This window comes from Pseudomonas laurylsulfatiphila (assembly GCF_002934665.1).
GTDB classification, from domain to species: Bacteria; Pseudomonadota; Gammaproteobacteria; order Pseudomonadales; family Pseudomonadaceae; genus Aquipseudomonas; species Aquipseudomonas laurylsulfatiphila.
The window spans coordinates 704,646-716,462 of sequence record NZ_NIRS01000001.1 but is presented as its reverse complement, the minus strand read 5'-3'; the positions used below and the strand labels follow the sequence as shown (position 1 = coordinate 716,462).

Annotated in this window: 8 protein-coding genes; 6 read left to right on the top strand and 2 right to left on the bottom strand. The window is 60.8% G+C overall.

The window, feature by feature from the left end:
- Positions 1-9: 9 nt before the first annotated feature.
- On the bottom strand, positions 10-1,356 hold the full coding sequence (locus CD175_RS03315) for a hypothetical protein (RefSeq protein WP_104447652.1): 1,347 nt from the start codon (positions 1,354-1,356) through the stop codon (positions 10-12).
- Positions 1,357-1,635: 279 nt separating this feature from the next.
- Here CD175_RS03315 and CD175_RS03310 point away from each other — a divergent pair, with 279 nt between their 5' ends.
- From CD175_RS03310 to CD175_RS03290, 5 genes are all read left to right on the top strand, one after another.
- Positions 1,636-3,081 carry a sensor histidine kinase gene (locus CD175_RS03310; protein WP_104447651.1) on the top strand — a complete coding sequence of 482 codons (1,446 nt, stop codon included), beginning with the start codon at positions 1,636-1,638 and terminating at the stop codon, positions 3,079-3,081.
- A gap of 185 nt (positions 3,082-3,266) precedes the next feature.
- Positions 3,267-6,074, top strand: a complete 2,808-nt coding sequence (locus CD175_RS03305) for a multicopper oxidase domain-containing protein (RefSeq protein WP_104447650.1) — start codon at positions 3,267-3,269, stop codon at positions 6,072-6,074.
- Between the two features lie 17 nt (positions 6,075-6,091).
- On the top strand, positions 6,092-7,204 hold the full coding sequence (locus CD175_RS03300; protein WP_104447649.1) for an SCO family protein: 1,113 nt from the start codon (positions 6,092-6,094) through the stop codon (positions 7,202-7,204).
- A gap of 102 nt (positions 7,205-7,306) precedes the next feature.
- Positions 7,307-8,800, top strand: coding sequence for a sensor histidine kinase (locus CD175_RS03295; RefSeq protein WP_104447648.1), 1,494 nt, complete (start codon positions 7,307-7,309; stop codon positions 8,798-8,800).
- Entirely contained in the window at positions 8,769-10,202 is a 1,434-nt protein-coding gene (locus CD175_RS03290; protein WP_104447647.1) for a sigma-54-dependent transcriptional regulator, read from the top strand. The genes CD175_RS03295 and CD175_RS03290 overlap by 32 nt, the downstream gene beginning before the upstream one ends.
- On the opposite strand, the gene CD175_RS03285 is transcribed toward CD175_RS03290, so the two are convergent.
- On the bottom strand, positions 10,203-10,583 hold the full coding sequence (locus CD175_RS03285) for a hypothetical protein (RefSeq protein WP_104447646.1): 381 nt from the start codon (positions 10,581-10,583) through the stop codon (positions 10,203-10,205). It lies immediately after the preceding gene.
- 172 nt (positions 10,584-10,755) lie between these two features.
- On the opposite strand from CD175_RS03285, the gene CD175_RS03280 reads away from it, so the two are divergent.
- The gene (locus CD175_RS03280; protein WP_104447645.1) at positions 10,756-11,562 is read left to right on the top strand and encodes a class I SAM-dependent methyltransferase; all 807 of its coding nucleotides are present in this window, start codon (positions 10,756-10,758) and stop codon (positions 11,560-11,562) included.
- Positions 11,563-11,817: the final 255 nt, after the last annotated feature.

Sequence of the window (11,817 nt, the reverse complement as noted above, 5' to 3'; positions counted from 1 at the left end):
TGTGAGCGTTCATTGCACGATGACCACTTCTTCGGTATCGCTGCCGCCATTGGCTGACGTCACGCGAACCTGGGCTGGAGGAACCGGTGTGATGCCGGTGGCCAGACTTTTCACGGCGCCGTCGCCACTCAGGGCGCCGATGGCAAGACCGGTGCCGGTGGTAGCGGTGAGCACCGGTGGCGATGTTTCATCGCTGGTCGAGGCGGTGATGCTGATTTGCCCGGTGCTCAGGCTGTACTCGGCACGTGAGATCGTCACCAGGTCGGTCAGCGGCATGGGCAAGACGGTCGGCGTGCTGCTGGGGATGGCCAGGTGGTTGTCGGCGGTCACCTGCAAGGTGCTCGGCAGGGCCGGATTGGTCGGCGACTGCGCATACCAGTGGCCGGTGGTGTCCGCTTCGGAGAAGTTCAGGACCGGGTTGTTGCTGGTCAGGGTCACGCTGGCCGGTGGCGGCGGGCCCATCACGAACACATCCTGCTGGGCCACCGGTGCGCTGGCGCCGGCATGTCGCGAGTAGGTGCTGCGTTCGGCGATCACCGGGGTCGGCCGGACCACCGTCGACAACTTGCCGGAAACGGCGAAGAGGGTGGTGCGCAAGTCCAGGCCATTGGGGCCTTCGATGCGCACGTAGTTGGTGTTGAACGGGCTGCCGGTGACGGCTTCGTTGAGGTTCGGATCGCCGACGAATTTTTCCGCCTGGCCCGTGGTCGGGTTGGTCTCGGTGTAGGGGCCGTTGATGCTGCGCAGGAACGGTCCGACGTCACCCTTGAGCGCGCCGTTATAGGTTTTTGGCGCGCCGATGCCGATGTCCCGGGTCATGTTGATCGCCCGCCGGCCGGGGGTGTCGATATTGAATACCTCGACGCCGTAGGGGTGGGTGATGACATAGGTGCCGGCAACCGGCACGTCGACGCGGATACGGATACGGGCGAAGCTGATCTGATCGCCCTCCAGCGGATCACCACCGCTGAAGGCGGCTTCGAGCGCCGAGACATAGGTCAGGTCGATGCCTCGGGCGGCGTCGACGATGGTCGTTTCGCCTGTCGCCCAGAACGCTTCGTCGGGGAAATTGGTCGGGAAGACCAACGGTTTGGTGTCATCGAAAATCCCGGGGTTCGGGATCAACGAGCACATGTAAGTCGGGGCGCCAGGCGCGCTGGCAACCCTGGAACTGACAGCCTTTGACAGACACAGGTCAAGTGTTCGGCCGTGGGTATCCTGATACCAGGCGGCGAAATTGCCGTTGGCTGGCAGGTAGGGGCCGGGGTCTACGGCAAACAGCGCTGCCTGGGCGATGCCTTGGGCCAGAGCGGTCACGACCAGCGCGGTCGTGGTTTTGTACAGTAAAGGGTGCATGAGTATTCCCTCTATCGAAGTACCTGCCCCTTAGGGGTGGGTCAGTTGGCTGGGAAGTTGGCAACTTCCATACCAATTAGCGAAAACGCCCGTGAGAGGCCCGGAGTAAAGGCGTTGACGCAGTCGCCGCCGACAGACCGGGAAGTGCTCAAACGGGCGGTTGTCCCCAATGTTGGGGGTGATGGGGCGTAGGGGAGGGTGGGGAATCACAGCCCCCAGGTTCGGGCAATCTGCCCTGAGTGGGCTATAAACCTATGGGGGGTTACCGGGAACGTGTCCATGACCACAATCGCTAAAGTGCTTGCGAGCGAAAGCGAAGTCCGCTTGAGAACACGCAAGCAGCCGTTCGATCTGCTGCGCTGGTTCTCGCTGATCAGCATGGCGGTGATCGGCACGGTGGCGGTGGCGCTGGGGGCGGTGTCCACGCGGTTCGTGATTACCGAAAGCGTGCAACGCGATGCGCTGTTGACCTCACAGTTCGTCCAGGCGATTGCCACGGCCGAGGTGCGCCATGTGGCGATTCCCAACGTGCGGACCATGGGCGAGTTGCTCGACCCACGAACAGACAAGGACTTTCCCGACGTCGACCCGCTGGTCCGGGCCAGTGCCCGTGGTGAATTCCTCGACCATATCGAAAATCTGCCGGACATGATCCTGGCCAATATCTATGCCCCCGACCGCATGGTGATCTGGTCGACCAACCCGTCCTTGATGGGCACCACGATTCATGACGATGAAGACCTCGAGCGGGCATTCAACGCGAAGACTTCCGTGTCGACCAGTTACCACGAGGTGGACAAATCCCGCATGGAGCAGAAGTTCGCGGTGCGCCCCAAATTCATCTTCCTCGAGAACTACATTCCCCTGTTCGACGCCGATGGCACCACCGTCACGGCGATGGTCGAGATCTATAAGGAACCGCAGGACCTGATCAACCGCATGGAGCGCGGCCTGGTGCTGATCTGGCTGGCGACCGCCCTGGGCGGCGCTCTGATTTACCTGGGGCTGTACTGGATCGTGCGGCGTGCGGCGATCCTGCTGGCGACGCAGCAGAAGCAGTTGATCACTAACGAAACCTTCGTCGCGCTGGGGGAGATGTCCTCCGCGGTCGCCCACAGTCTGCGCAATCCGTTGGCGAACATCCGTTCAAGCGCCGAGCTGGCGATAGAGTTCGACGACGGTCCGGCACACGGCAACATCACCGACATCATCGGTCAGGTCGATCGCATGTCGAATTGGGTACGAGAGTTGCTCCAGTCCCTGCGACCGCTCAATGACGAGGCGGAACCGGTGAACCTGGTGGCTGCACTGCACGACAGCCTGCTGGCTTACGAGCAGCAGATCGGCAAGGCCAGGGTCAACGTGGTGTTCGAGCCGGACCAGACGCCCATGGTCCTGAGCCAGCACGTGCAACTGACCCAGATCCTCAACAGCCTGCTGTCCAACGCGGTGGAAGCCATGGACAGCGGCGGAACGCTGACCATCCGGATCGAGCCGCGCGAGGCCGAGCGTGTCAGCGTGACGGTCAGCGATACCGGCAAAGGCATGAGTGAAGAACAGCGCACCATGGCCTTCCGGCCGTTCTTCACCACCAAGCAGAGCGGGCTGGGCGTCGGGCTGGTGCTGGTCAAGCGGATCATGGAGCGTTTTGGCGGTGTGGTGACCCTCGATAGCCGTGAAGGCGAGGGTACTACTGTCCGTCTGTCATTCATGCTGGTCCCCTGAAAGCGGGGATGAACTATCCCCGTTAGCGGGTGTCACTCCCCAGCCGTTTCCACGCTCATGGCACATTGATGTTGATAAGCCATTGTTTTGTCGAGTGTTAATACTTTTGTATAAAACAGTTACAAAACTGGCGAGGTCCTTGCACAACCACCATCACCCCCTTTATGACATTGAGGCGGCTGGTGATGGAAAAAAAAGCGCGGCACAACTTAAAACGTTTAACACTGTTAACGCCTTTGGGCGTCTTGCTGACAATGGCGCTGGGCACCGCGACACTGCGCGCCAGCCCCATCGATGACGAGCGACAGCCAGAGCCTACCGATCCTTCGGCGTATTACGATGAACCCGCGGATGAACCGGCGGCGCTCAATGCCATTTTGAGCATGCCGGAGGCCAACCAGGATTCCTTCGATTTGCCTAACGGGAACAAAGGCTCACGGGATTCCACCCGGGTGGAAAACCAACTTCCACCGGCACAGCAAACCAGTTTCAACTACCCCACCAATGGCAAGCCCAGCCCGTTGTTCGGCGCGCAGCCATTTACCCAGCAACTGGTGTTGTTCGAGGAGTTCGGGCCGCAAAAACTCGACCCCACCACGCCGTCGGCGCCGCTGCCGTTTCCGCCACCGGCCATTGGCCCGTTGCCACAACAGGACCCAACCAGTGCGGCGCGCAGTGCACCGCCCAGCGCAGCGCTCGACGCCTTTTTGCGCCAACCGGGGCTGACACCGTTTCCGAGCCAGTATTCCAATGCGGTTGACCGCAATCCGTGGCAGGCGCAGATCGAATATTTCCTCAACCGTCATATCGGTTCTTCCGCCGAAGGTCGTCCACCAGGAAAGGGCTGGTCCCATCAGCGCTGGAACGAGTTCTACCCGCAGAACGCCTACAAAACCGTGCAGACCGGCGCACGGGTCAATGGCGGTATCCGTGATACCGTGCAAATGCACCACTACGCCGTGGGCGAGTTCGGTCCTGGCGGTCTGTATCACAACGTCGCCGGTGTACCGGCTACGGATGGTACGTCCAAAGGCGTCGATGCTCGCTTCCACCCGAACATGCCGGTGCAAAAGCACAACTCGGTGTGGACCTTCGACGGCACCTTGCCGCCAAAACTGCTGATGGTCAGGTATGGCCAGCCGGTGTTGATGCGTCACTACAACGGCTTGCCTATCGACCCGGGTGCGAACATGGGGTTCGGCCTGCACACCATCACCACCCACGAGCACAACGGTCACGCTCCGGCGGAAAGCGACGGCTATGCCAACGCGTTTTTCTTTCCGGGACAGTATTACGACTATCGCTGGCCGATCCAGTTGGCCGGCTATGACAGCATCAATACCGATGCACAGGATCCACGCGCGGCGTTCCCTTGCGCCCCGGGTGAAACCCTGTGGACCAACGACGGCAGCCCGGGCCGCAAAACCTGCGACCACGGCACCATCAAGATCCGCGGCGACTGGCGTGAAACCATGAGTACCCACTGGTTCCACGACCACATGCTCGATTTCACCGCGCAGAATGTCTACAAGGGCAACGCGGCGATGATGAACTACTACAGTGCCCTGGACCGTGGCAACGAGTCGGTGAACGACGGCGTCAACCTGCGTTTCCCCAGCGGCAGCGCCTTGCCTTGGGGTAACCGCGACTACGACGTCAACCTGGTGGTGGCCGACAAGGCCTGGGACGCCAACGGCCAGCTGTGGTTCAACCCGTTCAACACCGACGGTTTCATCGGTGACCAGGTGCTGGTCAACTGGCAGTGGAAACCGACCCTGGACGTGCGTGCCCGCAGCTACCGGTTCCGCATCCTCAACGGTTCGGTGTCGCGCTACTACAAACTGGCGCTCGTGCGTGAAATCAAGGGCTCCAGCGGCGAGTTCCAGGGCCCCAAAGGTTCCGGGGTGTCCTATGCCCGGGTGCCGTTCCACATGATCGCCAACGACGGCAACATCATGGAACACAGCGTGCCCTTCGACGGCAGCATGGACCTGGACGCCGACGGCGACAAACAGAACCACAACGCCATCCTGCCCACCCAGGGCATTGCCGAGCGGTTCGACATCATCGTCAACTTCGCGAAAAACGGCATCAAGCCAGGCGACAAGATCTTCTTCGTCAACCTGCTGGTGCATGACGACGGCAAAGGCCCGAAAGAGCCGGTCGCGCTGGCGGACGTGCTCTCGGAGAAATACCTGGCGGTGATCAAGCAAAGCAGCAAGGGACCGCAGTGGGACAAGGGTGACCCGGCGGTGGGAAAAATCCTGCAGCTCAACGTCAAAGCCTACACTGGCCAGGACCTGGCCATGGACCCGGCGCTGTACGAGCCGGCCAAACCGGGCAAGGCTGAAGGCCTGGTGATGATCCCGCTGAAGATCCATCGTGACAACGCGGCCGACAAGGCGCTGCTGGCCCAGGCCCGCCATCGCACCTTCACCTTCGGCCGCTCCGACGGCACCGATGAGGCGCCCTGGACGGTCAAGACCGATGGTGGCTTCGGCTTCCACATGGATCCACGTCGCCTGAACACTGCCACCCAGTTGGCCAGTGGCCCGACCGATGCCGGCGTCAAGGGCTTCGGGACCCTGGAGGTGTGGAACATCAAGCTCGGCGGCGGTGGCTGGAGCCATCCGGTGCATGTGCACTTCGAGGAGGGGATCATTCTCAGCCGCGGAGGCAAGGCGCCGCCAGAATGGGAAAAATGGGCGCGCAAGGACGTGTACCGCATCGGGACGGAAAAGGATGGCCTGGACAGCGTAGAGATGGCGATCAACTTCCGGGAATTCGCCGGGACCTATATGGAGCATTGTCACAACACCCAGCACGAGGACAACTCGATGCTGCTGCGCTGGGACATTGAACATCCGGGGCAGTTCCAGTTGATGCCGACGCCGCTGCCAAGCTGGGATGGTGTGCGCTACGTGAGCTCTGCCGCGCTGCCAACCTTCCGTACCGGTGATGGTTTCGGTCCGAAAGCGACCGCCAAAAAATGAACCGGGAGGGTGTCGACATGAACACGAAGCTGCATTCACCACGCTCACGCGCTTTGGGCATGCATCTGGTGCTGATGCTGGTGACCGGTTTGCTGGCCAGCCAGCTGCTGGTCGCCAGCCAGCCATTGTCGACGCCCATACCGGCTCCGGCAGCCGCTGCCGAACCCGCTGTCGTTGAGGACGCCACCCCCTGGGGTGGCGGCTATTTTCCCAACACCCTGCTGACCGACCAGGACGGTCATCAACTGCGTTTTTTCGATGACATGATCAAAGGCAAGGTGGTGGTGATCAATTTCATCTTCACCTCGTGCAGCGACTCCTGTCCCCTGGAAACCGCGCGCCTGCGTCAGGTGCAGAAACTGCTGGGAGACAGGGTCGGCAAGGACATTTTCTTCTACTCCATCAGCATCGACCCCTTGAGCGATACCCCCGAGGTGCTCAAGGCCTATGCGCAACGCTTCCAGGTCGGGCCCGGGTGGAAATTCCTCACCGGGGAATTCGCCGACGTCACCGAGCTGCGGCAGAAGCTGGGCCTGTTCATCGAAGGCATCGATAACGGACGCAACAAGGACCACAACCTGAGCCTGATCGTCGGCAACCAGGAAACGGGCCGCTGGATGAAAGCCTCGCCATTCGAAAATCCGTGGATCCTGGCCGACCAACTGGCCAATACCCTGCAGAACTGGAAGCAGCCCAGTGTGGAAGAAAGCTACGTCGATGCGCCGGAAATCCGTCCCCCAAGCAATGGCGAAGAGCTGTTCCGCACCCGCTGCGCGTCGTGCCACAGCCTCGGCCCAATGGACGGGCAGGGCATCGGGTTGCGCAGCATCGGCCCGGACCTGATCGGCGTGACCCATCAGCGCGATCCGGCCTGGCTCAACCGCTGGATTCGCGAACCGGATCGCATGCTGGCGGAAAAGGACCCGATTGCGATGGAGCTGTTCGAGCGCTACAACAGGATCTCGATGCCCAACCTGCGGCTGGACCAGAAGTCCGCCCAGTCCATCATCGACTTCCTGCAAGAGGAAACCGACCGTCAGCATCCACCGGTGGCACCGTTGGTCAGCGGTAACGAGGAGCCCGAACATCACCACGCCGTCGAACCACCGGACGTGCCCCCGGTGCAATAGTGTCGAAATAGTTAAGTGGGCCAGTCAATTGCTATCAATGTTACCTACACTGACTTGATACATGGCTGGAAAGACTGGCTTTCAAGGACTCAGGACAGACCCATGCAGATACTGGAACAACAGAAAGTACCTGCGCCGCAGGCCCCGGCAGCGCCGCGCAAGGGGTGGCGGCCGCAGTTCAACTTGCTGCGCTGGTTCTCCCTGGCCAGTTTTTTCATCATTGCCGTGGTGGCGCTGGGGCTGGGTTACATCTCTACGCGCTTCGTGGTCGATGAAAGCATCGAGCGCGATTCGATGCTGACCGCGCAGTTCATCCAGGCCATTGGCGAGGCCGAAATCCGTCACGCCGCGATTTCGCCGGGCAGAACCATGGGCGAAATGCTCGACCCGCGCCTGGACCATGCCTATGCCGACGTCCGCCCCGAATCCCGGGCCGCCGCACGCGCCGAGTTTCTCGACCATGTGGAGCATCTGCCGGACATCCTGCTGGCGACGGTGTATGCCCAGGACCGCACCGTGGTCTGGTCGACCAACCCCGAGTTGATCGGCGTGCGCATCGAAGACGACGATGAACTGGACGAATCCTTCGAAATGAAATCGCCGGTGTCTACCAGCTATCACGAAATCGATGAAGAGCGTCCCGAGCAGCGCCTGCTGCACGAACCGGAATACCTGTTCGTCGAGAACTACATTCCGATGTTCAACGCCGACAAAAGCAAAGTGATCGCCATGGTGGAGATCTACAAGGAACCGCTGGACCTGGTGGGACGCATCCAGCGCGGCTTCAAGGCGATCTGGCTGGCGACCCTGATTGGCGGGGCGGCGATCTACCTGGGATTGTTCTGGATCGTGCGGCGTGCGGCGATACTGTTGCAAAGCCAGCAAAAACAGCTGATCGCCAACGAAACCTTTGTCGCCCTGGGGGAAATGTCCTCGGCGGTCGCCCACAGCTTGCGCAATCCACTGGCCAACATCCGCTCCAGCGCCGAACTGGCCCAGCACATCGCCAGCCAGCCGGCCCAGAAAAACATTGGTGACATCATCAGTCAGGTCGACCGCATGTCGCGTTGGGTCCGGGAGTTGCTGGTGTCGTTGCGGCCGATGAATGACGACTTTGAAACGGTCGACCTGGTGCTCGCCATCGAAGACACCCTGAGTGCCTTTGAGTCCCTGATCAAGCGTTCGAACGTCAAAGTGCGTTTCTCTCCCGCCAGCGTGCCACCGGTCGTCAGCCACCAGGTGCTACTGACGCAAATACTCAATAGCCTGTTTGCTAACGCACTGGAAGCCATGCCCAAGGAGGGCATGCTGACGATCGAGATCGACTCCTCGGTGCCCGGCTACTTGAGCATGATCCTGACCGACACCGGCAAGGGCATGTCCAAACAACAACAGCAAATGGTCTTCAAGCCGTTTTTCACCACCAAACAAGGTGGATTGGGTGTGGGCCTGGCCCTGGTCAAAAGAATAATGGAGCGTTTTGACGGCTCGGTCGAACTGACCAGCCGGGAGCAGGAAGGAACCCGCGTTTGTCTCAATTTCAAAGTGGCAACGGGAGGGGTATATGGAGCACAGCATTCTGCTGGTCGAGGATGACGAGATCCTCGCCGAGAATATTCAGACTTACCTGGAGCGCAAGGACTTCGAGGTGACCGTCTGCCACTCGGCTGAAGATGCACTTGAGCAATTGGGTTCTTTCGCACCTGACGTGGTACTGACCGACAACTCGTTGCCGGGCATGAGTGGTCACGACCTGATCCAGAAGCTGCGCATCAGCGCGCCGGATCTGAAAGTGATCATGATGACCGGTTACGGCAACGTCGAAGACGCCGTGGTGGCAATGAAAGAGGGCGCCTTTCACTACGTCACCAAACCGGTGGCCCTGCCCGAACTCAAGCTGCTGCTGGACAAGGCCCTGGCCACCGACCGCATGGAGCGCACGCTGTCCTTTTACCAGGAGCGTGAGGCCCAGAAGTCGGGGGTGCAGGCACTGATTGGCGAGTCGGCACCGATGGTGTATCTCAAGGGCACCATCAGCCAGTTGCTCGACGCCGAACGGCGGATGGCCAACAGCGATCTGCCGCCGGTCCTGGTGGAGGGCGAGACCGGTACCGGCAAGGAACTGGTGGCCCGGGCACTGCACTTCGACGGCCCGCGCAGCAAAGGCCCGTTCATTGAATTCAACTGCGCTTCGATCCCGTCCAACCTGGTGGAATCAGAGCTGTTCGGCCACGAGAAGGGCGCCTTCACCGATGCCAAGGACCGTCGCATGGGGCTGGTGGAAGCGGCCGATGGCGGCACGCTGTTCCTCGATGAAATCGGTGAAATGGACCTGCTGTTGCAAGCCAAGCTTCTCAAGCTGTTGGAAGACCGGACCATTCGCCGGGTCGGCTCGGTGAAGGAGCGCAAGGTCGATCTGCGGGTCATCAGCGCCACCAACTGCAATCTCGAACAGATGGTCCAGCAAGGCAAATTCCGCCGCGACCTGTTTTTCCGCCTGCGCATCATTTCAATCAAGGTACCGCGTCTGTACGCCCGTGGCGCCGATATCCTGCTGCTGGCCCGGCACTTCCTGGGGTTGCATGGCAAACGCTATGGCAAGCCGAACCTGTATTTCAGCAACCAGGCCGAAGAGTTGCTGCTCAGCTACAGCTGGCCAGGCAACGTACGCGAATTGCGCAACATGCTCGAGCAAACCGTGTTGCTGGCGCAAAGCGACACCATCGCCGCCCATCAGTTGAACGTCTGTTTGAGCCTGGTGGATGAGCCACCGATGTTTCACCACGAGCCGCAACATTTCAGCGAACAGCGTCCGTCCTACAACGGCAGCGAATCCATGAACCTGCCGGAAGTGGAGCGCGACATGGTGCGCAAGATGCTCGACAAGACTGACTGGAACGTCACCAAATCGGCACGCCTGCTGGGTCTTAGCCGTGACATGTTGCGCTACCGGATCGAAAAGCTCGGCCTCGCCCGGCCGGACAAACGCCAGTGGTAATCATTGCAACATCGGGACCTGTCTCAGGCAGGACAGCATGCAATCGGGATTTTCGACTTCCTGGTTCACGTAGACACCACGCTCCGGATCGTAGGAGCGGATAAACACCCGGACCGTGGCGTCGGCCACGGTTGGCAGGCGCGAGTCGGTAAACACGTGCTGGCTTGAAACCGGAATGAAATCCCCAGGCGCGGTCGGGATGTATGAGCCCGGCGGGATGATGTTCATGGACGGTGGTGAGGGGTGGGCGAAGGGTTGGTCGGCACCGTAGTAGTTGAATTCACTGCTGTAGTCAGTGGTGTTTGGAAAGTCGTCGGCACGGGCAGCAGCGGACACGCTCAGGCAGAAGGCGAGCAAAAGCGTCAGGTCGGTCTTATTCATGGCAACACCTGCTAAATCGGTTTAACCACATTTCCTCCAAGGTCATTAACTATAGCTCGCGCCGGGAGCGGCTGTCGGCGCTGCACGGATTACAAGTTCGCAACACCTGTCAGGATGGGCTTGATCTAGACTTCGGCCGGTCAATTCGACGACCCGAACCCTGGAGCGTGCAATGGAACTGCCGACAAAAGAACAAGCCATCGCCAGCAACCGCGAGGCCTGGAATGACTCCGCCCGCCACCACAAAGACTCCAGCGAATGGCAAGTCTTGTTGAAGGGCGTGGAACAGGCGGATTTTTCCTGCCTGGATGACACCCTGACCGCGCTGCTGGCCCAGACCGGTGTCGACGGCAAGGAAGTGCTGCAACTGGGCTGCAACAACGGCCGCGAAAGCCTGTCTCTGTTCGCCCTGGGTGCACGCAGCGTGGTGGGTGTCGACCAGTCCGGCGCATTTCTCGAGCAGGCGCGGGAACTGGCTTCCCGCTCGCCCCATGCGCCGCAATTCATCGAAGCGGACATTCACCACTTGCCTGCGTCACTGCAGGAGCGCTTCGACCTGGCGCTGATCACCATCGGGGTCTTGAACTGGATGCCGGACATTGGCGAATTCTTCCGCCATGTGGCGCGTACGCTGAAGCCGGGTGGCGCGCTGGTGGTGTACGAAACCCACCCGTTCCTGGAAATGTTCGACCCCGAGGCCGCCGATCCTTTTCGCCCGACCAGTTCATACTTCCGTCGCGACCCGTTCGTGCAGCACGAACCGATCGTCTACGAGGGCAAGATCGAACAGCCGGCTGCGCCGTCCTACTGGTTCGTCCACACCCTGGGCGACCTCTTCGGCGCCGCCATTGCCGCGGGGCTGCAGATCCGTCACTTCAAGGAGTACCCGCACTCCAACCGCGAAGAGCTGTATGACCGCTATCAGCAGCAGGAGGCGCAGTTGCCGTTGTGTTTTACGTGGGTGGTGGTGAGGGGCTGAGTAGCGGCTGCTGACGCTATCGCGGAGGCGGCCTTCGAGCCGACCAGGTTCTTGGGTGATTGAGTACATATCCGTTTCTTCGGTTACGGCGGCTGGCGGTTTCGCCCTTACGGCGAGTCCCTTTGGCAAACGCCGGAGTGCCGGCCCAGCCCAAAGGAACCAAAGGTCTCGCCCCTTACGTACGGCCCCTCGCTGAGGCTCGGGGTTCCTTCGCTGCGGTATTCATCCGGGGGCATTGCCCTCCGGTCGGCTTCG

What these genes read in the sequence shown, in the direction of transcription:
- CD175_RS03305 (WP_104447650.1), top strand. Translation starts at nt 3,267, where the DNA reads ATGGAAAAAAAAGCGCGGCACAACTTAAAACGTTTAACACTGTTAACG.
- CD175_RS03315 (WP_104447652.1), bottom strand. Translation starts at nt 1,356, where the DNA reads ATGCACCCTTTACTGTACAAAACCACGACCGCGCTGGTCGTGACCGCT.
- CD175_RS03295 (WP_104447648.1), top strand. Translation starts at nt 7,307, where the DNA reads ATGCAGATACTGGAACAACAGAAAGTACCTGCGCCGCAGGCCCCGGCA.
- CD175_RS03280 (WP_104447645.1), top strand. Translation starts at nt 10,756, where the DNA reads ATGGAACTGCCGACAAAAGAACAAGCCATCGCCAGCAACCGCGAGGCC.
- CD175_RS03290 (WP_104447647.1), top strand. Translation starts at nt 8,769, where the DNA reads ATGGAGCACAGCATTCTGCTGGTCGAGGATGACGAGATCCTCGCCGAG.
- CD175_RS03310 (WP_104447651.1), top strand. Translation starts at nt 1,636, where the DNA reads ATGACCACAATCGCTAAAGTGCTTGCGAGCGAAAGCGAAGTCCGCTTG.
- CD175_RS03285 (WP_104447646.1), bottom strand. Translation starts at nt 10,583, where the DNA reads ATGAATAAGACCGACCTGACGCTTTTGCTCGCCTTCTGCCTGAGCGTG.
- CD175_RS03300 (WP_104447649.1), top strand. Translation starts at nt 6,092, where the DNA reads ATGAACACGAAGCTGCATTCACCACGCTCACGCGCTTTGGGCATGCAT.